Below are 23,853 nucleotides of genomic sequence, written 5' to 3'. Positions count from 1 at the left end.
CCCTCTCGTTATCGTAGGGTTAAACGAGTTCCGAAGCGATTTTTCGAAGCACCGGACCAGCATGGTCATGGAACCGCTTGATACCTGAACATAGGTAATTGAGCCCGGGTTCACCATCAGGAGTACGCAGTAGGCGATTCTTGGGGCACTCTCCCCAACATAGATTCAAATGTTTGCATTGCTTGCAGTAAGCGGGCAGCGAATCGCGCTTCGAATATCCAAACTTCTGCTGACGCTCGGAGAAGGCCATCGTGCCCAGATGTTCATCCTGGATGTTCCCCAGCGCGAAGTCCGGGTAGACGTAGTGGTCGCAGGAATAGGCCGTGCCGTCGTGCTCGATAGCAAGTGCCTTGCCGCAAAACTCTGCGGTGATACAAGTCTGTGCGGGCTGCCCCATGGTCTGGGCGACCGCTGTCTCGAAGAGGTTGACGAGGATGCGCCCGGCATCCTTCTTGTACCACTCGTCAAAAGTGCGGCAAAGAAAGTAACCCCAGTCGTCTGGGTCGACGGACCAGAGCGTGACTATCGAGTCCGGATTGCCTGGCCTGGCTGCGCTCGTTCCCACTTTGGGCATCGCTTCGATTGGCCAGTGCTGAGGCGCTACTGTCTTGAAGTCTTTCGGCTCCACGCAAGGGATGAACTGCATGTACGTTGAGCCTACCTCGTCACGCAGGAAGCGATAAACGTCGATCGGCCGTTTCGCATTGAGCCGATTGACAACCGTCAAGGTGTTGAAGCGGATGCCGTGGCATTTGAGCAGGCCGATGCCTCGCATCACGTTGTCGAAGGTCGAGTTTCCCTTGCGGTCTACTCGAAATCCGTCATGAAGTTCTCGCGGACCATCAATACTGACGCCCACAAGAAAATCGTGCTTCTTTAAAAACACACACCAGTCATCATTGAGTAGCGTCGCGTTCGTTTGCAGATCGTTGACGATACGGCGCCCCACAGGCGAATACTTCACCTGGAGTTCCATGATGTGCTCGAAGAATTCAAGGCCGAGCATCGTTGGCTCACCGCCCTGCCAAGAGAACACAATCTCATCGGCATTCTGGGCCTCGATGTATTGACGTATATAACGCTCGAGCATCGATTGCTCCATCCGGCGCCCCCGATGCTGGTCGAGCAGTTGTTCCTTATGCAGGTAATAGCAATACGTGCAGTCGATATTGCATGTCGACCCGATAGGCTTTGCCATCGTGTGAAAGCGGCCCTTTCGCAAAAGGGCAACCGGTTCCGCGGCCGCCGCCGTTCGTTTGACGAACTGGATCGGTACCGCATTGGATGTCTCAGGCATATAAGTGGTCATCGAACCTGCTCCATGGGCGAGCGTCTGCCAGTCGCAAGGCGCGACCGACAGACGCGCAAGCTAGCTAGTCACCTGCGGTGCTTCCCTTCTGAATCTGCTCTAGCCGCTCTTGGAGAGCCTGAACTCGCTGGAACTGAGAGTTCCTGACTGGCCCTGTGTACGAGACGCTCTGGACTTCACGAGGCGGAAACTTGACGTAGGTCCCAATAACCTGCTTCAACAGATCATTGAAGATAGGCATCGTCCAACTCTTTTCAGTCCAGTTGGTCATGAAGATGTCGTAGTGCTCGCCGGGGTCGGCCTGCAAGTCATAGAGACGGGGGACCGTCGCGGCGTACTTGTCCGGGCCGCGCCAGCCGGTGTGTTCCTCGTCGGAAAACGGTGGATAGTCACCACGTAGGTTGAACACCGCCTTGAACTTTCCGACCCGGATGGCACCCGGGGCGATTTCGTCCTCCGTTTGGTAAATCCAGAAAGTGCGCTTGGATTTGCCAGTCCCGTACAGAATAGGAGTCATGTCATAGCTATCGAAGATCGTGGCTTTGCCATCCCGGTCCTTTGTGGGAATCGTAGTGCCAGCGATTTGTGCGAACGTCGCCATCAGGTCCAATCCGCCGCAGATATCCCAGGAGGTGCTCCCGGGCTTGATGTGTCCGGGCCACCACGCGATGGCGGGTACGCGACTGCCGGCTTCCATGTCAGTACCTTTGGTTCCACGGAAGGGAGTCCAGCCGGAGTCGGGATACACATCCTGCCAAGCCCCGTTGTCCACGGTGTAGAACACCAAGGTGTTGCCGGATATGCCGGCGGCGCGCACCGCGTCGAGGATGCGACCCACGCGAGTGTCGAGTTCCACCACCGCATCACCATACTTGGTCTTCACTTCCGATTTCCCGACGAACTCCGGCGCCGGCAGGTTCGGCTGATGGTTCTTCGTGAAGTTGATGCTCATGAAGAACGGCTTGCTATCGCCGGAATGGGACTTGATGTAGTCGATGGAACTGGTCTCGATGCCCTGGTCCAGCGTGGGAATATCGTCGCCGCCGATCTTTCGGACTTCCTGATACTTTTCGCCGGCTTTCCCCTGCAGCTCACCGAGCGGATTCACCTTGGGAATGCTCGACGGCCAATCCGGATTCCACTTAGGGTCGGCGTACGTATAAGCATTCAGGTGATACAGGTAGACGTTCTTCATCTCGTCGTATCCATGCGCGGTCGGCATCGCGTAGTCGGCCTCCCCCAGGTGCCATTTGCCCGTGAAGAACGTGGAGTAGCCCGCGCCCTTCAATACGTCCGCAATCGTGACTTCGCCTTTCGGCAGGCCGCCGCCCTGCCCGGGCGCGGCCACCGTCGTCATGCCGCTACGATTGGGTAGCCGCCCGGTCTGCATCGCCGCTCGGCCAGGCGTGCAACTCGGCTGACCGTAGAAATCCCAGAACTGCATACCTTCGTGCGCCATTTTGTCGAGGTTTGGGGTTGGTGCACCTCGTCCTTCACCGCCGCCATACACGCCTAGGTCACCCCATCCGGTGTCGTCGGAGACGAGCAGGAGGATGTTGGGCCTTTGGGCAGTTTGCGCAATTGCCGGCGCGACACCGGTGCAAATCAATGCGGCAGCCGCAGCAATTTTCAATAGCGCTGGATGCCATGATGTTGGTTTTGAAGACATGCGTTGCTCCGATAAATTTAGGTGGAATGTTCTACCAGTGCATCAGCTGTTATCTCCTTCTAAGGGGACTGCGGTTGTTGTTCGCGGCTTAAAATCGGCACCCGTTCGAGCCGCAGTGCTGATACGCACAACCATCGTGCAACTCGGTGGATGAACAGGTCACGGCGCAGTAGAATTATTTTCACCGTGGTTTCCAGGATTACTGAAACGTCGCACTAACCGAGAGCTCAACCGCGTTGCCTTTCGGGCGGTTACTGACGTCGAACTCATTGACCCAACGTAACGATGCAGAAACAGGTGTTCCACTCAACTTGCCCGACCAGGTAACGAGTGGGCCGACGCCAAGGGAATGCCCGCGAGCACCCGCTACCCCTGCGATGTTCGCAAGCCCGCCCGAGTCATTGCCGAGCTGTTGAATCCACCCTCCGATAACGCCGATACCCCATCCGCTTGTGAAGCGCTTCAGTGCCAGGAGGTCAAGCACGCTGACGGGAGCGTTGTGATATTGGGTTTCGTTGTTCGTGGTGTAGAACTCGACTCCATAGTTGACGGACAATTCGATGTTCTGCGCGGGGAGAAGCTTCGTGTAGGCGACGGTCGGGACGAACGTCCATGTGTTCTGCCCGGCGTTCGCGAGCCGGCTCGTGCTGTAAGCGCCGGTTGGCGCATACATCTGGACGCTGAATGCAATGTGGTCGGTCTTCGTCAGGTGGTAACCCGCGATGACAGGCGTGAAGAAGACATCGGAGAACTGCGTAGCGCTGTCGTTCGGCAATCGGCCGTTGAATGAAGAAATGGATGTGTACTGGAGCGGCACGCCGAATGATGATGCGAAGTTCCAGCCACCTACCGTGATACCCCATGTCTTTATCGCATTAAGCAGGTTATATGAGATGTGGTAATTGAGACCGGCGGAGACGGTCCCGGCAATCGGAATCTCCTTGGTCTTGCCTAACGAGCCTTCGTAATAAATCGACGTGATTGAGAAAATCCAGTCGTCCGTCGGCGGGACTATGCCGGCATAAGGCGCTATCTGCATGCCGGTTATGGGACGGCCAATGCCGGTTTCGGTTGCCTGGCTTGAAGTCGGTATGCCGATGCCCAGCGAAGTCAGCATCACAACGGCGGCTCCAGCGCGCGGGCCACATCCCGCGAAAACACGCTTCGGCGACATTTCCATATCGTGCTCCCTAGCTTCGTGTGTGTGATGGCATTGCCTCAATGACGTGACAAGTTTCAGCGTTGCAGACTCTCCCTCGCAGCGGTGTTAACCGGCTTCAGACTTTTTCGGCGTCACGATTTCCTTGTTCTCGGGTCCATACGGTCGAGAATAATTCGCGGTAACGGCGTCTCGCTCCACAAGGACTGTCTTGATATATGAAAAATCCGCATAATAGATAGCAGTACTAAGTAGTAAAGTATTTTTATATTCATTTCGATTCGTCCGCAGCGCTTTTGGGTCGGGACGATGTACAAACCGAGAACAGTCACGCAAAGCACACGGTGTCAGACAGCAGGCATCCTAGCGTCAGTGGCTGTATTCGTCGCAGCATTTTCCCCGCCACATTTTATGATCGCGTGCCTAATAATTAGCGACTTAATGCGCAAGTAGCTAGCACGTAGATTAATGCGTTCGCTATAAGTGCGAAGGAGACTCGGCAAACAGCTACAACCGGACGATTTCCAATAGGGTTATCGGTAGTTGCCCAGCTATTTTAAGAACCTTTGATGCCGTACAACGTTCCTCGGAGAGACGAAGTTGTCACAGGTGTGTCATGTACGGGTTTGTGCCTTGTACACACTGGGTTTCCGGGAAAATTACAGATCCTTACAAAGGTTAGCAAACGCATGAAGAAAATCAAATTTATTTTGTAACGGGCAAAAAAAGAAACGTTGTTGCTAATAAATTGACTGCACCAAACGTTAGGAAAATTTACAACGGCCACAGTTCGCGAATCACCCGATAGGCCAAATTCAATGAAATTTCAAGGTCGAAAATTCAAAAAAATTTCAACCCAAAGAACACAAAAAAGGATATTGGTTTCAACAATCCCCTTTTCCTACCAATGTCGAGTGGTTTGCCAAGTTTCGTGTGAGGCATTGTTCTTCCGAGGGAGGCGCTATTTTGCTTTTCATAGAATCGTTAAGAAGAAAGAGCACGAATGGCGATAGGCAGTTAAGCATCGATCAGCGAGCGTTACTACTCATTTTCGCCATGCTCGATGGGGCCTTCGCCCTGCCCGACTTTAGTCAAGTGCAGTAGTTGATCTTCCAGGAGCCACGCAATGAAAAAAAATAATCAATGTTACTTCGCTCACCTGACCGCCGCCCTGATAGTCGCGGCTTTGGCGCTCACGGATTCCACTTATGCCACCGCACAAAATGTGGCGGTAGCGTCAGGTGTAGGTCCGGCAGGCGCCGGCGTCGCTGCGACTGTTGAAATGCAGGCGCACGTCATGGCCATCGATCCCGTCTCCAACAGCGTGACCCTACGGGGTCCTCAGGGCCGGGTTCTCGACGTTGTGGTGAACCCTGATGTAGGGGATGTCAGCAAGCTTCGGCTCGGCGATGCCGTCAACATCGAGTACCAAGGTGCTCTCCTCATCCACGCGGACAAGGTCAAGTCGAACGGCATTCGCGAGCGTATCGATCAAACGGCGACCACCCCCGCGTCGCAGGGCGTAACCGCGACGGTCCATCGAATTCTTGTCCTCGCGACCATCGAAAAAGTTGACGTCAAGAAGCGGCAAGTCACGCTTCGGGGGCCGACACAGACCGTGGTCGTTCAGGCGGGGCCGGACGTGCCTCTTGGTGGACTGAAGGTCGGCGATAGCGTGCGCGCCGAGGTCGTTACCGCGATGGCCGTGCAGATAACGCGAGATGGCGCTTCGCTTAAATGACAGGAGCGGTATCGCCCGGGGATTCAAATGAAAGCAGAGAATCGAGCGACTCTTCGGGCGGCAGAAGGCCGTGCTGTTCGCACGCGCATGAGCAGGCGCGATCACAGGTATGTTGGAAAACTGGAAAGAGACCCCATCGATTTGCTGCAGAAAAACAGTGAGGCCAGAGTCGCCAAGCTTATCCCGCTCAGATATGGACGAATGCTCGCATCGCCCTTCACTTTTTTTCGAGGCAGCGCCATCCTTCAAGCGCATGACCTAGGCCAGATTCCCAACACAGGAATGGTCATGCCGATTTGCGGCGATGGGCATCTCGCAAATTTCGGTGGGTTCGCGACACCCGAACGACAGTTGGTCTTCGACCTCAACGATTTTGATGAAGTCGCGCTGGGACCTTGGGAGTGGGATCTAAAGCGGTTGACCGCGAGCTTCGTCGTCGCAGCACGCCACATGCGGCTGGGCCGAGCAACCGCAAGCACACTAGTGGAGACCGTAGTCTCTTCCTACCGAGACCGCCTATGGCAATACGCGCAGTACAGCGCGCTCGAGCTATGGTACGAGCGCATTACGTTCGAACTGATGTTGGAGACGGCGGTGACGCCTGAACGTCGAGCTGCGATTCGACGCGGGATGGAGAAAGCCGCGAGTCGGACGAGCGAAAGCCTGCTCGAAAAGATGGCCGAGCTTGACGCACAGACGTGGATTATTCGTGACATGCCGCCAGCAATTTTCCATCTTCATGGCGTTAATTCTTTGTTAGACAAGGAGGACGGCTGGTACAAGCTCGGTGACTGGCGGCCCCTGATTGCAGAGGTATTCCCACAATATGTCCAGACGTTGGCTCCTGAGCGTCGCGCGTTGCTCCATCACTTCACCGCCGAGGACCTAGTCTTCAAAGTTGTGGGAGTCGGCAGCGTTGGCACGCGATGCCTTGTTTTGTTGATGACTGACGAACTGGGAAAACCGATGTTCCTTCAAATAAAGGAGGCACGGCCATCGGTCATCAGTCAATACTTCGACGCGGCTCGCCTTGAGCACGAGGGTGAACGAGTCGTCAGAGGCCAGCGGGTTCTACAGGCGGCAAGCGACGTGTTCCTGGGATGGGCCACGGCACCCTCGGGGCGTCATGTCTATTTCCGCCAATTGAGGGACATGAAACTCTCCGCAAATGTGGAGATGTTTGACAACAATTTACTCGAGGGATACGCGCGTCTGTGCGGCTGGATACTTGCTCGCGCGCACGCGAAAGCCAGCGGTAAGGCAATTGAAGTCGCGGCTTACATCGGGCACAGCGACCGCCTTATCGAATCGTTGACCAAGTACGCCCAAGGCTATGCGGATCAAGTTGAATCGGATTATGAAGCTTTTTCCACTGCATGCCGAAATGGCCGCCTTGAAGCCCGCACGGACGAGGACTTCGCGGCCGACTATCGGGTGTGACTACGTATCGCCTTGGGCCCTGTCGAGAGCCCCGAAAGTGCATCACGCACGGGGCCGTATCTGGATGCTTGTTTAGGCGACGGCTCGGATCACAGTCCCTCGAGCGGCATCCCGTTTCTTTGAAGCTGGCATTATCCCTTCGCTGGACAATGGGTTCTGCGGGAAAGTCAGCTTTTCAACGTCCTGGTTTTCAACGTCCGGATCCATACCGATGGTTTTTGCAGTGACCTCAGTATCACGGAAGTGTTCGCGGTACTGCTTGGGCGTGATATCCAGCCGGCGCGCAAAGCTCATCCTCATATGGGTCGCACTATGAAATCCGCATTGGAACGCCACCGTCTTCAACGGAACATCAGTCTCTTCAAGAAGCTTCCTTGCAAAGTCCACTCGCACCTGTTCGACAAATACGGATGGCGTAACTTGCACGTACTTCGCAAATACCCTTGAGATCGTTCGACGGCTCACTGAAACCGCATCCGCGATCTGTTCGATGGACAGCATGTCCGCAATGTGAGTCGTAACGTACCGCTGCACCCGGCCGACGATAGAGTGTTCGTCCGGCCCAGCCGCAAGAAAGGGACTGTATTGTGATTGGCCGCCTTCGCGGTGGATATAAACCACGAGACGCTTGGCCACCTTGACGGCCAGATCGTGGCCAAAGTCTTCCGCCACAAGTGACAGACAAAGATCGATACCGGCGGTTACGCCTGCTGAAGTAAAGAGGCGGTCGTCGCGCACGAAAATCTTATCGGGCCTTACCGTCGTATTCGGAAACTGGTCACTGAGACGTTTCGCGTCGTTCCAATGGGTGGTTACGACTTTGTCATCGAGCAGACCCGCATGCGCCAGCAGAAAAACGCCGTTACAGACGGAACCAAACCGTCTTGCATTATTGGCCCGGGTTCGAATCCAGTTCAGGAATTCCCGCTCGGGCTTGGCCTCCGGCAGTCTGGGGCCGCCTGCTACAAGCAGTAAATCGCAGTCGCCGGCATAAGACGTGTAGTCGAACGGAACATTGATACCTAGTCCACTGGAACAAACGACGTTGCCGCCCCGAACTCCGACAAGAGCGATTTCATAATGTTGGTGCGCAGGTAAAAAGGTATTGGCCTCCGCAAACACGTCAACCGGACCCGCCACGTCCAATGCTTGCACGCCGTCGAAAACCACGATCGCTACTTTCATTTTTTAGTCTTCCTGGCTCGACGCGGCCCGTTTTCAGTACCGAGATGCAGAAGATCGCGAGCAGTTGCGAGAATGTCTTTGGCGTCGATAAATGCATTGTAGGCAGATTTATCCCCCTCAGTAGCCACCTCTGAAAATCTTCTTTTAGATCAATCAGTTACCGCGCAGGCGAATCGACGACACCTTTTTGCCTCCGATTCGCCCTTGTGCGTAGGTTTGCTGCGTTCACTCTTCAATCGCTGCGTGGAGGAATTTTTCCTGCCGTGCAACGTGCATCGACGCGTAACCCGGCGCCGTCGATGCGGTTGCCTCAGGCCCGACATAGCGCAGCGCTGCGGGGGCCTTCACAATTTCCTGCAGTTGTTCCATGACGAAGTTCCAGGCGCCCTGGTTCTTCGACTCTTCCTGACACCAGACAACGCTCTTCAGATTCGGATAGCGCTCCAGCTCCGCAGCGATCTGCTGCGCGGGGAACGGATACAGCTGTTCAACGCGGATCAGCGCGATATTGTCTTTCTTGGCTTTGCGACGACGGTCTAGAAGCTCGACGTAGACTTTGCCGGAACAGAGAATGACACGATCGACCTTCGATGCTTGCTCCTTCGTAGGCGTCTCGGCCAGAATCTCGTTGAATCGCCCCGTGGCGAGATCCTCAAGGCTGCTGACAGCCTCTGGATGCCGCAGAAGGGACTTCGGCGTCATCACGATGAGCGGAACCCGATCCTGGGCCACGGCCTGCAGGCGCAGCAGATGGAACATCTGTGCCGGCGTCGTGGGCTGGCAAACGCGCATGTTTTCTTGTGCGCAGAGTTGCAGATACCGCTCAAGACGCGCAGACGCGTGCTCCGGACCTTGTCCGTCCTGACCGTGCGGAAGCAGCATCGTTACACCGCTATGTTGCCCCCACTTGGCAGCGCCAGCCGAAAGAAAATTGTCGATGACAACCTGCGCACCGTTTGCGAAGTCGCCGAACTGCGCTTCCCAGAGTACGAGTGCATTTTGTCGCACGACCGAGTAACCGTACTCAAACCCCAGGACCGCAGACTCAGAAAGAACCGAATTGATCACCGAGAACCGTCCTTGGCCATCCGAGACATGATCCAGGGGGATATAAGTGCCGTCCCCTCGAATCGACCGCTTCTGATCATGGAGTACAGCGTGACGGTGGCTGAACGTACCGCGTTCACTGTCCTGCCCGCTTAAGCGAACATCAATACCCACGCTGAGCAGCGAGGCGAACGCCAGATGCTCGGCCATACCCCAGTCCAGCGGGCGCTTGCCTTCCGCCATCTCGCGGCGCGCGCTCACGACCTTCCCGACAAGCGGGTGCAGCGAGAGTTGCTCGGGAACGTTCGTGATCTTGAGTGCGAGTTTTTGCACCAGGTCCGGCAAAGGCGGCGCGTAAGTGATACGCCCAACATTTCCATCCAGTAGTTGCGGCCAGCTCACCTCTTCGCTGTTTTTATCGGCGGGGTTCTGCTCTTCTGCAGTTTGCACGACCTCAAGGCGTTCACGATAGTCGTGGACATACTTCTCCACATCCTCCATCGTCGCGACCCCTTCGTCCACAAGCTTCTTTGCATAGAGGGCGCGGATACCCGGATGCCCGGCAATGGAGCGATACATCATCGGTTGCGTGATGTTCGGTGTGTCCTGCTCCTGATGGCCATGGCGTCGGAAACACACCAGATCGATCACCACGCTCTTCTGGAATGTCGCGCGGAAATCGATTGCCAGGCGCGTCGCGGCAATCACTGCCTCGGGGTCGTCACCATTCACGTGCAGCACCGGCGCCTCGATCATCTTGGCGATGTCGGTGCAATAGAACGAAGACCGCACATCTTCCGGATGGGACGTGGTAAAGCCAACCTGGTTATTCACAACCACGTGGATCGTGCCGCCCGTACCGTAGCCCCGCGTATTGGAGAGGTTCATCGTCTCCATGACGATACCTTGCCCCGAAATGGCTGAGTCCCCGTGAATCTCCACCGGCAGGACTACGCTTGCACCTTGCCCCAACACGTCGGCGCGAGCGCGAGCGATACCTTGCACGACCGGGTTGACGATTTCCAGGTGCGACGGGTTAAACGCCAGCGTCACCTCGGCCGGCCCCGTTGCAGTGGGAAGCAAGCCGGTGAAGCCTTTGTGATACTTGACGTCGCCGGCCGGAAGCAGATTCGCCGTTTTTCCCTCGAATTCGTCGAACAAGGCTGCCGGCGGTTTGCCGACAATATTGACGAGGACGTTCAAACGCCCACGGTGCGCCATACCCAGGATCGAACTCTTGACGCCCTTCGTAGCACCATACGCAACCAGCTCATCCAACAGCACAATCAGCGATTCGCCCCCTTCGAGCGAAAAGCGCTTCTGCCCGACGAAGCGGGCATGCAGATACTTTTCAAGGCCCTCGGCCGCGGTCAGGCGCTCAAGGATGTGCAGCTTGTCACCGGTATCCAGCTTCGCTTTCGAGCGCGAAGATTCGAGGCGCATCTGCCACCAGCCACGCTGAGTCGAATCCGCAAGATGCATGAACTCGGCGCCTAGCGTGCCGCAATAGGTCTCTGACAGCGCCTGCACCGTCTCAGCGAGCGTCGTATCATCATCCGAAAAATGGGTGTCCGACTTGTCGAACTTCGTGCTCATGTCCGCGTGGGACAGATCGTAGTAGCTCGGATTCAATTCAGGCACGGGAACCGGCGCAGTCCAGCGCAGCGGATCCAGACGCGCATTGCGGGTGCCCACCATGCGATAGGCGGAGATTAGGGCCTGTACGGCGAGCTGCTTGCGGGCGAAACTCCGTACGTCGGTGTCCGAGCGTCCTGCGGCTCGCGGCTGCTTCGCCAATGCCACGAAACGGGAGACAACCGGCGCGTGGGCAACGTCCCCAGCATCCGAACCGTCACCGGCGGGCACGCCCTGCAACGCGTCGAAATAACCACGCCACTCGTCCGACACCGCGTTGGGGTCGGTGAGGTAAGCCTCGTATTGCTCCTCGACGTAAGGCGCATTGCCTCCAAATAGGAAGGAGGTATTCCGATTCCTGATCATCATGATGACTTTGTCCTCAGCCGGGCTCATGCCCGATATCTGCCACGAATTTACCCAGGGCAACACCCGTTGCTGCACCGGTCAACCCAGTGCGTCCACAGGTACACGAAGACAAAGATCCGAATGCGAAAGACGGCAGTGTTCGTTGCCATCCCGCCCGCTTCAACTTGTGCAAGACCCCGCGACTTCTGTCGCCAAGCCCCTGTGCCCGCCAGGACCGGCGATCTTTTGAGCGCCGGTAAGAACAGTGTATGTTTTACGGGTTTTCCCGGAGGCTCTACCTGTGATGGTTCGGGGACATTTCTTGTTCATTTCCGGCCACACGACAATTTTCTTGCCGCTCACCCCCGCCCATCGCGCAGAATTCGCAAATGCAACCTGACTCCCTTAGCGGCCAGAACTCTCGAACCCCGGATCAAGCACTGCCAGACGTGATGGCAGCCGGTTTGGCGGTGGTTTTCTGCGGCATTAACCCCGGTATGCGAGCGGTGGCAACGGGCCATCATTTCGAAGGCCACAGCAACCGATTTTGGCGGGTCTTGCACCTGGCAGGTTTCACGCCTGAGCAAATGCGACCGGCAAACGACAGGGATCTACTTAAGCATCGATGCGGACTGACCACCGTTGTCAGCCGGCCTACGGCGCGCGCCGATCAACTATCGTCCCATGAGTTCCGTGATTCGACTGCGGCGCTGCGGGACAAAATCGAATTTCATCACCCGGCCTATATTGCGTTCTTGGGGAAAGCCGCATATGCCGCCATTTCCGGTCAGCGTGAGATCCATTGGGGCCGCCAATCCTCCACGTTTGGAGGCTCGGCGGTGTGGCTACTTCCAAATCCAAGCGGTCTGAACCGGTCGTTTAGCCTCAACGACCTCGTTGAAGCTTATAGAGAGCTGTACCTCGCGATAGCCTGACTCTCGATACAACTGCCGCTGGCTACACCTCTCGACCCGGCCTGTGCATCCCTTAAACCGCGTCCAGCACCTCAGCACGTTGCGCGAAGACGCGTATGGATTCGAAAATTCCCGCTGCATCCAACCCGCACATCGCCAATAACTTCGTGCGGTCGCCGTGCAGAACAAATTCATCGGCAAGCCCCAGGCGAAGAACACGGACCGGCAGTCCTTCAGCCGCAATGCACTCGGCGCATGCCGAGCCGGCGCCACCGGCAATCATCGCTTCTTCAAGCGTTACGATGATGTCGTGACCCTTCGCCACCGTCAAAAGCAGGTCCTCGTCCAGCGGCTTGACGAAACGCATATTGACCACCGTAGCATCGATTTCCTGAGCCACCTCCATCGCCACCGAGAGCAGCGGGCCAAATGCCACCAACGCCACCCGTAGGCCATCGTGCTTTGTGGAAACACGGCGAACTACGCCCCGACCGATGGGTAGCGTTTCCGTGGTGCGCGTTATCGTCTCGGACGCGCCCGTCGCGCGCGGATATCGTACGGCGCACGGGCCCGAGTAGGCGAGACCCGTGTTGAGCATCTGATAGCACTCTTTTTCGTCGGACGGCGTCATCACCACCATGTTTGGCACGCAGCGCAATGCGGCAATATCGAAAGCGCCCAAATGCGTAGCACCGTCGCTGCCCGCAATACCGGCACGGTCCACCGCGAACAGAACCGGCAGGTTTTGCAGCGCAATATCGTGGATCAGTTGGTCATAGCCTCGCTGCAGAAAGGTCGAATAGATCGCCACGACGGGGCGCATTCCTTCCACCGCGAGACCGCCTGCTACAGTGACCGCGTGCTGCTCGGCAATGCCAACGTCGATGTAACGCTCGGGAAACAGCTTTTCGAATTCGACGAGTTGTGACCCCTCCCTCATGGCGGGCGTGATACCGATGACGCGCTCGTCGTCTTTCGCGGTGTCACAAAGCCACTGTCCGAACACCTGGCTGTAAGTACGCTTGCCGCCTGTCGATGCAACGACGCCGGTATCAAGCTTGAACGGACCCGGTCCGTGGTAGGTTATCGGGTCCAATTCAGCTCGGCGGTACCCACGGCCTTTCTGCGTGACGATGTGAAGTACGTGAGGGCGTTTAAGATTCCTGGCCGCCCGTAACGCGACAATCAGCTCCGCAATATTGTGTCCGTCTATCGGACCGGAATAGTCCAATCCCAGATCCTCGAAAAGCGTCGACGACGGCGCGTTCTCAAAGGGCAGTATCGGCGCGCCGACGCTATCTGGCACATCGATATTGCGCGCTTCGCGGCCATCCCGCGTCAGGCTTTGAAGATGATCATTCAATGCGCCGACGGCTGGCGAGATCGACATCCCATTGTCATTCAGGATGATGGTGAGGGGCAAATCCTTGCAGGCGCCCGCGTGATTGAGCGCCTCGTATGCCATGCCCGCAGATAGCGCGCCATCGCCGATTATGGCGACGACGTGTGCATCGCGATTGCGCAAACCCAGTGCCATGCCGACCGCAGCAGAAATGGACGTCCCGGCATGCCCCCCCACGAACGTGTCGTAGGGTGATTCATCGCGCGAGGGAAAGCCTGCCATGCCACCGATCTTGCGCAACGTGGCCATGCCACGTTTGCGCCCCGTCAGGATCTTATGGGAGTAGCTCTGGTGGCCGACATCCCAGACCAGCCTGTCTCTTGGCGTGTCGAAAACGTAGTGCAGTGCTACTGTCAATTCGACTGTGCCAAGGCTGGGTGCAAGGTGACCGCCCGTTGTCGATACGCTCTCCAGAATGAAGTCGCGAAGTTCGTCGGCGACATTCTGGAGGTCTGCCTCGGCCAAGTTACGTAAGTGTGTTGGTGAATCGATGCTGTCTAGTAGACTCATTACGTTATAAATAGATGTTATTTTGATCGGCCTATTCCGACGGGGCCGTGTGCTTGTTTAAACCGTCATGGGATTGGGTTTGGACGCGTCTAGCTGGTATTTCTGCAAGGCGTCGGCCACCACCTGGCTGGCTATCGTTCCCTCGTCAGCCAGCGCTTTCAACGCGGCAACCGTGATCCAGTAACGGTCGATCTCGAAGAAATGACGCAGCTTCTCACGGGTATCGGAGCGGCCAAACCCGTCCGTGCCGAGGACGACGAAGCGCTGCGGCACAAACGCCCGGAGTTGCTCTGTCAGTGCCCGGATATAGTCGGTGGAGGCGATAACCGGCCCCTTGGCGTCCTTGAGCAATTTCTCGACGTGCGAGATTTTCTGTTTTTCAGTCGGATGCAGCAGATTCCAACGCTGCACCTCATGCCCCTCGCGAGCCAGTTCTGTAATGCCCGGCGCACTCCAAAGGTCAGCAATGACGCCCCAATCGTTCTTCAGAATATCCGCCGCTGCGATGGCTTCGTTGAAAATCGTGCCTGCGCCCAGCAGTTGCACGCGCGGTGCCTTGTTGTCGGCTTCGCCCTTGCGGAACGAGTAAAGGCCCTTGATGATGTCCGCGGCTACCTCATCGCCCTGTGGAATCGCGGGGTGCTGGTAGTTTTCGTTCATGACGGTCACGTAATAGAACACGTCCTCCTGCTGCGTCACCATCCGACGCAAGCCGTCTTGCATGATGACCGCCAGCTCGTACGAAAACGTAGGGTCGTAGCTGATGCAGTTCGGCACACCGGATGCCCACATCAGCGAGTGGCCGTCTTCGTGTTGCAAGCCTTCACCGTTAAGGGTCGTGCGGCCCGCTGTGCCACCGAGCAAGAAGCCACGCGAGCGCATGTCACCCGCCGCCCACGCAAGGTCACCGATGCGCTGAAAACCGAACATCGAGTAGAAGATGTAGAACGGAATCATGATCTCGCCATGCGTCGAATACGACGTCGCAGCGGCGATCCAGTCCGACATCCCGCCTGCCTCGTTGATCCCTTCCTGCAGAATCTGGCCGGTTTCCGATTCGCGATAAAACATCAGTTGATCCGAATCCTCCGGCACGTACTTCTGGCCATCCTGATTCCAGATACCGATCTGCCGGAACAGACCTTCCATACCAAAGGTGCGAGACTCGTCCGGCACGATCGGCACGACGCGCTTGCCCAGCGCCTTGTCCTTAAGCACGATGTTAAGAAATCTGACGAATGCCATCGTAGTGGACATGCTTCGGCCCTCACCGCTGCCTTTGAGCAACACCTCGAAGGCGCTCAATGCGGGGGTGGGAAGGGACTCGGCTTTTCGACGTCGTGCCGGCAGATAACCGCCCAGGTCGCGACGACGCGCATGCAGGTACTCGAACTCTTTTGAGCCTTCGTCAAATGTCAGATACGGTACGTCTGCGATGGCGTCGTCGGAAATCGGCAGTTTGAAATGGTCTCGGAACTTCTTCAACTGATCCACCTGCATCTTCTTTTGCTGGTGGGTCGCGTTCAGCCCCTGACCGGCCTCACCCATACCGTATCCCTTGATGGTCTTGGCAAGGATGACGGTGGGGCGACCATTCGGTGTGGACGCCTCCGAATAGGCCGCATAGATCTTGTGCGGATCATGACCGCCGCGGTTGAGTTCCCAGACTTCGTCGTCGCTCCACTCGGCGATCATGTCCTTCAGTTCGGGCGTGTTAAAGAAATGTTCGCGCACAAATGCGCCAGATTTCGACTTGTAGCCCTGATACTCACCGTCGACGACCTCCATCATCCGGCGCATCAGCGCGCCATTGTGGTCGCGAGCCAGCAGGGGATCCCAACGGCTGCCCCAAATCACCTTGATCACATTCCAGCCGGCGCCACCAAACAGATTCTCCAGCTCCTGAATGATCTTGCCATTGCCGCGCACCGGTCCATCGAGGCGTTGCAGATTGCAGTTCACGACGAAGACAAGATTGTCCAGCCGTTCGCGCCCGGCCATCCCGATGGCCCCAAGCGATTCGGGTTCGTCCATCTCGCCGTCACCGAGGAATGCCCAGACCTTGCGCCCTTGGGTCTTCACAATGCCGCGCGCTTCGATGTACTTCATGAAACGTGCCTGGTAGATCGACATGATGGGACCGAGGCCCATCGACACGGTCGGGAACTGCCAGAAATCCGGCATCAACCAGGGATGCGGATAGGACGGCATGCCCTGTCCGCCAACCTCTTGTCGGAAATTTTCCAGTTGCGGCACGCTCAGGCGGCCTTCCAGGAAGGCACGGGCGTAGATACCGGGTGACGAGTGGCCCTGAAAGAAAATCAGGTCGCCGCCATGAGCGTCGGATGCTGCATTCCAGAAGTGATTGAAGCCTACGTCGTACAAGGTTGCCGCGGACGCGAACGAGGCGATATGGCCACCTACATTGGTTTCCTTCCCGGCCCTAAGCACCATCGCAATCGCGTTCCAGCGAGTGTAAGAGCGTATCGTGTGTTCGATGGTCTGGTCGCCTGGGAGTCTCTTTTGCTTCTCCGTCGGGATGCTATTGATGTAGGGCGTGCTGGCTGAAAACGGCAAATGCTCGCCGTTCACCCGTGCAAATTCGATCTGCTGCTGGATCAGAAAGTGTGCGCGATCCGTACCGACGTGCGTGATGACGCCATCAAGCGCTCCGAGCCACTCGGCGGTTTCTTCTGCATCATCATCGCTCTGCGGATCAGCGGTATATCTCAATGCATCATTCCGGACTGTAGACATGCTTCTCTCCTGAATTAAGGAATGCTTTGTAACAGACAATGATGGCTGATCACCACCACTGGATGCGCAGATTCTGACGGCGGTCCAATGCGACTAGAACATATCGGCGGCCGCTTGAGGCTCTGCGCCCTTCGCTTCGGGATTTCGATCAAGCCGTGACGGAATAAACGGCCCGGTGACCATATTCGTATAGCTTTGCCCAGGCCCCACCATCGGAAACACATCGGCGTTCTGGTCGATCATGACTTCGAGGAAAGCCGGCCCGTCAAAGGCGATGAAGGCCTTAAGTTTGTCTTCGAGTTCGCTTTTCGCTTCAACGCGAACAGCAAACTCGAACCCGTCGGCCTTCGCCGCCATGACAAAATCCTTGCGATGCAGCGACTTGTCGCTCACGCACAAGCGACCGTCGTAAAAGAGACGCTGCCACTGCCGGATCATGCCGTCACCGAGATTGTTGAGCAGCAGCACTTTGACGGGCGTGCCGTAGGTGGTAGCCGTCTCCAGGTCGCCAATGTTCATGCGGATGCTACCGTCGCCATCGATGTCGATCACCAGCGCATCCGGTCGCGCCAGTTGGGCACCGATCGCGGCCGGCAGCCCGAAACCCATCGTCCCCATACTGCCCGACGTCAGGAAACTGCGTGGCTGGACAAAGTCGAAAAATTGCGCAACCCACATCTGGTGCTGGCCGACGCCTGTGGTAACGATGGCTCGGCCGCCGGTAATTTCACTGAGCTTTTCGACAACGAACTGCGGCTGAATCAGCGCACTGTTGCGGTCGTAATTCATACCGTAGACCCGTTTCAATTTCTTGATATGGTCGACCCAGGCCGAAGGGGCCTGCACGGCGGTATCGTGCTGCATCAGCGACAGCAAGGTCTCCTTCGCGTCGCCCACGTGCGTCCAGTGTGCCCGCTTGACTTTGTTGATCTCCGCTTCGTCGATGTCGATATGCGCGACATGCTGCGCATTGGGCGCAAATGCGTGAGGACGGCCGCCAGCGACCCGGTCATCGAAGCGTGCGCCCACCGCGATCAGGAAGTCACAATCCTCCACCGCGTAGTTCGCACAGGCCGAGCCGTGCATGCCCAGCATGCCCAGCCCGAGCTCGTTCGTCACGGACATAACGCCAAGCCCCATCAGCGTGTTCACCACAGGGATCTGATAACGCTGCGCAAACTGACGCAGTTCCGCCGTGGCGCCCGCCGTAATGACGCCGCCGCCGACATACAGCAGCGGCCGCTTGCTCTGCGCCAACAGGTCGAAAAATTCGCTACGCTTGCCCTCTTCGAGGCGAGCGCCTTTGGCCACCTGCCGCAGGCGCTCGGTGTAGCCTCGAAACTTCAATGTGCCTTGCCCGTGATACACACCGGTCCAGTTCTGGATGTCCTTGGGCACATCCACGACAACCGGGCCGGGACGGCCGGAGCGAGCCACTTCGAAGGCGGTCCGCAGTGTCTGTTCGAGCTTTTCCGGGTCGGTGACCAGAAACACCTGCTTGGCGCACGCGGACATGATGTTAAAGACCGGCGCCTCCTGGAAAGCGTCGCTGCCGATCGCGGCACGCGGCACCTGTCCCGAGATGAGGACGACGGGGACGGAATCGCCGTTACAGTCGGCGATCGGCGTGACTGCGTTCGTCGCTCCGGGACCTGACGTCACCATGAATACGCCCACTTTTCCGCTCGCGCGTGCATAGCCCGCGGCCATGAAGCCGGCGGCCTGCTCGTTGGCCGGCACCACGAGGTTGATCTGGCGCTCGGGATGATCCGCGTGCATTTCGTTGAAACGGAAGACGGCGTCATACGCCGGCAAAATCGCGCCGCCGCTATAGCCGAAGACGGTATCGACGCCCTGTTCGCTGAGTACTTGCAGGATGATGTCGGCACCCGACATCGTTTCGCCGGCAGCCGGAGGGGTCAGGAGGGTAGCTAAATTAGCGTTGGGGTTTTTGGTCATCGCTGGCTCGCATGGAAACGGCCGCTGACAATATCAGCGACCAAGATCAAAGGGTGATTTCCCTTCCAACTCGAGAACAGCGTATGTTCCGCACCAGCTTATGGACGATTGCTCAGACGGGTTCTCCGTACCAAGTACCGCCCATCACGCACGTTTTTTGATGTGCTACTGGAAGAATCGTGAGAAATGGTTCTATGCCATTCTGACAATGTTTGATGCTGCACGCACGCCAAAGAAGGCTATCTATGGGCCAAGATAGGCTGCATCTGAGTCATCACGATGCCCGCTGCAAAAGCCCGCATTGAAAGCGCGCAGACAGCATCATCGCGATAGCTTGGAAGTCCCGCTATCTGAAATCAAGATAGGCCTTATCACAACAAGTCGCCGCCGGACGCCGCCAATCTTGTTAAGCTGGCACCCGCCCGAACGGCCCGGGACACCCGTCAGAACGGCCCGAGACACCCGCCCAAAAGGCGCGGCAAACACGAGTCACCGCGGTTCGAGGCGAGCCGCGCGTCACTACATATACGCCATGTAACAACTAATTGTCAGCGCGGCCCCTGTATCCGGCCGCGCTTCGCTTTTATAGTTCACTCCATCGACGACACATGAGGATCACGGTATGAAAGTCGCCATTGTTATATTCGATGGTGTGCAGGCGCTGGATGTGGCGGGTCCCATGGACGTATTCGCCGAAGCGAACACGTTCTTGCCCGAGCATCAGAGATACCAGGTCTCTCTCGTCGGATACCAGGCCGGCATCGTGACCTGCTCGAACGGGATGCAAGTCACAGCGCCTCACAGCTATGCGGACTTCGACACGCCATTCGACCTGCTGCTGGTAGCAGGAGGACCACAGTTGCCCGACGCCCAACCACGACGCGAGTTTCTCAAGTGGCTGCAGGACCAGGCGCGCGGCGCAACACGATTCGGCTCCGTTTGCACGGGGGCGTTCACGCTCGCGCACGCCGGACTGCTGGACGGCAAGGAAGTCACGACGCACTGGGCCGATGCGGGGCGCCTGGCTGACGAGTTCCCCCTGGCGCGTGTGCTGCCCGACAGGATTTTCATCCGGGACGGACGCCTCTTTACCTCTGCCGGCGTGACAGCAGGCATAGATTTGTGCCTCTCGCTCGTGGCCGACGACTGGGGGCACGAGCTGGCGGTGCGGGTGGCGAAACGTCTGGTCGTCTACATCCAGCGAGAAGGCGGACAGTCTCAATACAGCCCTTACCTCGGCGTACGGAAAGAACAGGATCCGATCGTCGGCAAGGTGCTGCGCTATGTGACCGAGCACATCACCGATGCACTGTCGATCGAACAGCTTGCGAGCGCCGTTTCCGTGAGCCGGCGAACCTTCTCGCGGCTATTCGCGAAGTATGCAAAGGTAACGCCGTCCGCATTTGTCGAACAGGTTCGCGTCGACAGCGCGAGGAAGCTGCTCGAGGAGACCGATGCGCCTCTCAAGACGGTCGCATTCCAGTGCGGCTTTCACAACGCCACGCATATGCGAACGACTTTCTCCCGGCGGCTTAACGTCACGCCCAAGCAATATCGCCTCCGATTCCGTAGTGTGGCCGGCGAGCAGCAATGGACTTCCAGCGATGCCGACGAGCAAGACCAGCCGGCAGAGATGGAATATGTGAGGTAGCGTTCGGGCCCACGCGCTATTGAAGGTGCACGTTGTTGCGCAAGGTCTCGGTCACGAACTCCACGAAAGCCCGAATCTTGCCGCTTGCACCTCGCCGCTCCACATGGAGCAAATTGACCGGAATCGACTCGGGCTCGAATGCCGTCAAGATCGGCACCAGACTTCCGCTCAGCACCTCGGGCGCCGCCTGGTAGGAAAACAATTGCGTTATCCCCACGCGGTCAATCGCCGCGTCAACGGCCGCCGGAGCCAGGTTGACTATCATGCGCGGCTGAAGCCGGACTGGCAGCCTCGCGCCGTTTTCATAAAACAACCACTCGAACGGATTTGTCACTCCTGTGAAGGACACACAGTGGTGACCCGCGAGCTCCCTGGGATGAATAGGCTCCCCATGTGCCGCGAGATAAGCCGGGGTCGCGTAGGTTCGACGTCGCACAAAGCCCAGCGGCACCGCGTAGATCGCGGAATCTTCCAGATGGCCGATACGAATGGCGATGTCCACGCCGTCCTCGAGAAGTCGCGTGGTGCGATCGGCATACACGGCGTTCACGACAACGTCCGGATACCGCTGGGCATAGGCATTGACCAGCGGAGCGATGTAGCGCCGGCCAAATAGCACCGGAACCGAAATGGTCAGTGTGCCCACCGGGTTGTCCTGCCGAGTGGACACATTGGCTTCGGCGTCCGCGACCACATCCAACACCGTGCGGCAGGCATCGAGGTATGACGCACCCGCCTCCGTCGGCCGCACCGAACGGGTTGTCCTTACCAGCAGTTGCGCGCCCAAACGCGCTTCGAGCGAGTTGAGTGAGCGTGAGACCGCAGGGGTCGACATACCAAGTTTCTCTGACGCGCCGACAAAACTGCCTTGGTCGGCGATGGCTACGAAAACCTCCATCTCGCGTAATGTGTTCATGTGGATTCCCAACTTGAATGTGTTTGCCGACTATGTTTGCCTGCGGGACGACCGGACGCCGCGATTCTAAGCGCCACATCCTGCATGGCGACAGTCTGTTTTCGCGATTGGCTCAAAGAAGATATCAAATGGCCCACAACACACTGTTTCGACAAATAAACGCAGTACACCTTACCGATATTCAACGTACGAGAAATTTACTTTGTTAAACAAACGGAAATCGATGATTGCCGGATCGGCACGATGCCAAAGTATCCGCGATGAGCTTGGCAAAATTCACGCAGGGATAGTCCCACTATCCGGCCTACCGAGACTTTGAGAAACACGTATCTCGCGGAGGTCCAGCCCGAGGCGTGAAGCGCCTATGGTGTGTCGTGGTAATGGCGATGGTAGCAGCGGTAACTTTGGCCAAATTTACGAACGGATTGGCCTGATAGGCGAGCTGTGTCCCCTTTGAGAAAGTCGACCCGTCTCCTACAATGAATTCAATCCGTTGCGTGGCGGCGATACGGTAATGAGCCGGTTGGTTTTCCCGATGCAATGCCCATTAAACATTACTAATAGACTATCGGCCCTCTATGAATACTGCCAACCCGTCGACAACCGGAACGGCAGAGCCGCAGCCCGCACCATCGTCGGCGCCGGTTGCTGTACCGCAGGCGCAGCCTCCCGTACAAAAACCGGCCGCTCAAGCCGAGCTACCCCTTCGCCTCGCTATCGGCCTGCTCGGGATGTTGCTGGCGTCGCTACTGTCAATCCTGAACGAACAGGTCACCGCAGTGGCGCTGGCCGATATTCGGGGCGCGTTCTCGGTCGGATATGACGACGGGACCTGGCTAACCGCGATCTTCGAGGCTACGAACGTGGCCACGATGGTATTTGCTCCGTGGTTTGGCATAACCTTCACGCTGAAGCGATTTACCATCGGCGCCGTGCTGGCCGTGATGCTCCTTGGGTTTCTTTGTCCCTTTGCACCGAACCTGCCGGCTCTTTATGTGTTGCGTGGGCTGCAGGGCGTGGCTGGCGGATGCCTGCCGCCGATGTTGATCATCGTGGCGCTGCGTTATCTTCCCCCAAAAATCAAGCTATATGGACTCGCAGGGTACGCGGCCACCGCGACCTTGGGGCCCGCGCTCGGCACGCCTCTCGCCGCATTGTGGACGGAATATGTCAGTTGGCAGATGACATTCTGGCAAATCCTGCCGCTTGGTTTACTGAGCTGCGTGGCAATCTACAAGGGACTTCCGCCGGATCCCATGAAACTCGAACGGCTGCGTTCGTTCAACTGGACCGGATTCCTGCTCGGCTACCCCGCCATGGCGATGTTCGTCATTGGCTTTCTGCAGGGTGACCGCCTTGATTGGCTGAATTCCCCGGTTATCTCCACGCTGTTTATTGGCGGGGCCCTGTTGCTCGTGGCATTCCTGATCAACCAGTGGTTTCATCCGGTGCCGTTTTTCAAGCTGCAACTGCTTGAGCGCAGGAACTTCGCGCACGGGCTTCTGACACTGGTGGGCGCGGTTACGCTGCTGGTAGGCGTCGCCTCCATACCCAGCCAATTTCTCGTGCAAATTCACGGGTATAGGCCGTTGCAAACCACCCCTCTGTTTTTGCTGCTGGCTATTCCGTTATTGTTGACGCTCCCTGGAACAGCCGCGGTCCTGAACCTGCGGCAAGTCGACCATCGCTGGGTCATGGCCATTGGACTCTCGCTGATTGCCACCACGTGCTTCTTGGGTAGTTTCGTGAGCTCCGATTGGGTGCGTGAGAACTTTTACTGGCTTCAGTCGTTGGAGATCCTTGGGCAACCGATGCTGATCATGGGGATCCTCATGGGCGTCACGACAGGCTTGCCGCCAACGGAAGGCCCTTTTGCTTCGGCGATGTTCAACACGGTCAAAACCTTCGCGACTGCTGGGGCAACCGGTCTCATCCAAGGGGTGGGCACTGCGCGCGAGCATTTTCATTCAAGCATGCTCGTGGATCAGTTAGGCAACCGCGCGTTGCTGACGGGCGAAAGCATCAATGCTACTCATAGTCTTGGCGAACTCGCGCATCGGGTCCACGAGCAGGCTGTCGTGCTGACATCGGCGGATCTCTATCTCATGATGGCAGGTATCGCCATCGCGTTTCTTTTGGTTATTCCGGTGTTGCCCGTGCGTATTTATCCGCCTTGGTGCACTACGCCGCCCTCTTCCCCTAAGCAATGAT

Annotated in this window: 14 protein-coding genes; 5 read left to right on the top strand and 9 right to left on the bottom strand. The window is 57.4% G+C overall.

Annotated elements, in window-relative coordinates; all coding sequences use genetic code 11:
• Window positions 1–19: 19 nt before the first annotated feature.
• The 3 genes from GSQ77_RS25020 to GSQ77_RS25010 form a co-directional block, all read right to left on the bottom strand.
• Entirely contained in the window at window positions 20–1,297 is a 1,278-nt protein-coding gene (locus GSQ77_RS25020; protein WP_158906577.1) for an anaerobic sulfatase maturase, read from the bottom strand.
• Between the two features lie 76 nt (window positions 1,298–1,373).
• Window positions 1,374–2,978: an arylsulfatase gene (locus GSQ77_RS25015; protein ID WP_158905864.1), complete on the bottom strand. Its 1,605-nt coding sequence runs from the start codon at window positions 2,976–2,978 to the stop codon at window positions 1,374–1,376.
• A gap of 199 nt (window positions 2,979–3,177) precedes the next feature.
• Window positions 3,178–4,158, bottom strand: a complete 981-nt coding sequence (locus GSQ77_RS25010; protein ID WP_158905862.1) for a transporter — start codon at window positions 4,156–4,158, stop codon at window positions 3,178–3,180.
• A 1,105-nt stretch (window positions 4,159–5,263) separates the two neighbouring features.
• Here GSQ77_RS25010 and GSQ77_RS25005 point away from each other — a divergent pair.
• Together GSQ77_RS25005 and GSQ77_RS25000 are read left to right on the top strand one after the other, a co-directional pair.
• Window positions 5,264–5,878: a hypothetical protein gene (locus tag GSQ77_RS25005; RefSeq protein WP_158905860.1), complete on the top strand. Its 615-nt coding sequence runs from the start codon at window positions 5,264–5,266 to the stop codon at window positions 5,876–5,878.
• A gap of 27 nt (window positions 5,879–5,905) precedes the next feature.
• Complete coding sequence (locus GSQ77_RS25000; RefSeq protein ID WP_158905858.1) at window positions 5,906–7,318, top strand: DUF2252 domain-containing protein; 1,413 nt, start codon at window positions 5,906–5,908, stop codon at window positions 7,316–7,318.
• A gap of 72 nt (window positions 7,319–7,390) precedes the next feature.
• On the opposite strand, the gene GSQ77_RS24995 is transcribed toward GSQ77_RS25000, so the two are convergent.
• Both GSQ77_RS24995 and GSQ77_RS24990 read right to left on the bottom strand, forming a co-directional pair.
• Window positions 7,391–8,503: a GlxA family transcriptional regulator gene (locus tag GSQ77_RS24995; protein WP_158905856.1), complete on the bottom strand. Its 1,113-nt coding sequence runs from the start codon at window positions 8,501–8,503 to the stop codon at window positions 7,391–7,393.
• A gap of 225 nt (window positions 8,504–8,728) precedes the next feature.
• A complete protein-coding gene (locus GSQ77_RS24990) occupies window positions 8,729–11,554 on the bottom strand; it encodes a 2-oxoglutarate dehydrogenase E1 component (RefSeq protein ID WP_158905853.1) in 2,826 nt (941 codons plus the stop codon).
• 368 nt (window positions 11,555–11,922) lie between these two features.
• Here GSQ77_RS24990 and mug point away from each other — a divergent pair, with 368 nt between their 5' ends.
• Complete coding sequence (gene mug / locus GSQ77_RS24985) at window positions 11,923–12,468, top strand: G/U mismatch-specific DNA glycosylase (protein WP_158905851.1); 546 nt, start codon at window positions 11,923–11,925, stop codon at window positions 12,466–12,468.
• Between the two features lie 52 nt (window positions 12,469–12,520).
• Here mug and dxs read toward each other — a convergent pair whose 3' ends face one another.
• From dxs to ilvB, 3 genes are all read right to left on the bottom strand, one after another.
• Window positions 12,521–14,359, bottom strand: coding sequence for a 1-deoxy-D-xylulose-5-phosphate synthase (dxs, locus tag GSQ77_RS24980; protein WP_158905849.1), 1,839 nt, complete (start codon window positions 14,357–14,359; stop codon window positions 12,521–12,523).
• A 57-nt stretch (window positions 14,360–14,416) separates the two neighbouring features.
• On the bottom strand, window positions 14,417–17,116 hold the full coding sequence (gene aceE / locus GSQ77_RS24975) for a pyruvate dehydrogenase (acetyl-transferring), homodimeric type (RefSeq protein WP_158905847.1): 2,700 nt from the start codon (window positions 17,114–17,116) through the stop codon (window positions 14,417–14,419).
• Window positions 17,117–17,209: 93 nt separating this feature from the next.
• Window positions 17,210–19,075, bottom strand: coding sequence for a biosynthetic-type acetolactate synthase large subunit (gene ilvB, locus GSQ77_RS24970; protein WP_158905845.1), 1,866 nt, complete (start codon window positions 19,073–19,075; stop codon window positions 17,210–17,212).
• Between the two features lie 622 nt (window positions 19,076–19,697).
• On the opposite strand from ilvB, the gene GSQ77_RS24965 reads away from it, so the two are divergent.
• Window positions 19,698–20,726 (top strand): GlxA family transcriptional regulator, encoded by a 1,029-nt coding sequence (locus GSQ77_RS24965; protein WP_158905843.1) that lies wholly within the window; start codon window positions 19,698–19,700, stop codon window positions 20,724–20,726.
• Between the two features lie 16 nt (window positions 20,727–20,742).
• Here the strand turns inward: GSQ77_RS24965 and GSQ77_RS24960 are convergent, their stop codons facing one another.
• A complete protein-coding gene (locus GSQ77_RS24960; protein ID WP_158905841.1) occupies window positions 20,743–21,642 on the bottom strand; it encodes a LysR family transcriptional regulator in 900 nt (299 codons plus the stop codon).
• A gap of 578 nt (window positions 21,643–22,220) precedes the next feature.
• Here GSQ77_RS24960 and GSQ77_RS24955 point away from each other — a divergent pair.
• On the top strand, window positions 22,221–23,852 hold the full coding sequence (locus tag GSQ77_RS24955) for an MFS transporter (RefSeq protein WP_158905839.1): 1,632 nt from the start codon (window positions 22,221–22,223) through the stop codon (window positions 23,850–23,852).
• The last annotated feature ends 1 nt before the right edge of the window (window position 23,853 follow it).

It is taken from the genome of Burkholderia sp. L27(2015), from assembly GCF_009765705.1.
Lineage (GTDB): Bacteria > Pseudomonadota > Gammaproteobacteria > Burkholderiales > Burkholderiaceae > LMUX01.
This window is presented reverse-complemented; position numbering and strand designations above follow the sequence as displayed.

Bases quoted from the DNA above. Each gene is read 5' to 3' on its own strand.
- GSQ77_RS25015 (WP_158905864.1), bottom strand. From the start codon at position 2,978: ATGTCTTCAAAACCAACATCATGGCATCCAGCGCTATTGAAAATTGCT.
- GSQ77_RS24965 (WP_158905843.1), top strand. From the start codon at position 19,698: ATGAAAGTCGCCATTGTTATATTCGATGGTGTGCAGGCGCTGGATGTG.
- GSQ77_RS25005 (WP_158905860.1), top strand. From the start codon at position 5,264: ATGAAAAAAAATAATCAATGTTACTTCGCTCACCTGACCGCCGCCCTG.
- dxs (WP_158905849.1), bottom strand. From the start codon at position 14,359: ATGAGTCTACTAGACAGCATCGATTCACCAACACACTTACGTAACTTG.
- aceE (WP_158905847.1), bottom strand. From the start codon at position 17,116: ATGTCTACAGTCCGGAATGATGCATTGAGATATACCGCTGATCCGCAG.
- ilvB (WP_158905845.1), bottom strand. From the start codon at position 19,075: ATGACCAAAAACCCCAACGCTAATTTAGCTACCCTCCTGACCCCTCCG.
- GSQ77_RS25010 (WP_158905862.1), bottom strand. From the start codon at position 4,158: ATGGAAATGTCGCCGAAGCGTGTTTTCGCGGGATGTGGCCCGCGCGCT.
- GSQ77_RS25000 (WP_158905858.1), top strand. From the start codon at position 5,906: ATGAAAGCAGAGAATCGAGCGACTCTTCGGGCGGCAGAAGGCCGTGCT.
- GSQ77_RS24995 (WP_158905856.1), bottom strand. From the start codon at position 8,503: ATGAAAGTAGCGATCGTGGTTTTCGACGGCGTGCAAGCATTGGACGTG.
- mug (WP_158905851.1), top strand. From the start codon at position 11,923: ATGCAACCTGACTCCCTTAGCGGCCAGAACTCTCGAACCCCGGATCAA.
- GSQ77_RS24960 (WP_158905841.1), bottom strand. From the start codon at position 21,642: ATGAACACATTACGCGAGATGGAGGTTTTCGTAGCCATCGCCGACCAA.
- GSQ77_RS25020 (WP_158906577.1), bottom strand. From the start codon at position 1,297: ATGCCTGAGACATCCAATGCGGTACCGATCCAGTTCGTCAAACGAACG.
- GSQ77_RS24955 (WP_158905839.1), top strand. From the start codon at position 22,221: ATGAATACTGCCAACCCGTCGACAACCGGAACGGCAGAGCCGCAGCCC.
- GSQ77_RS24990 (WP_158905853.1), bottom strand. From the start codon at position 11,554: ATGATGATCAGGAATCGGAATACCTCCTTCCTATTTGGAGGCAATGCG.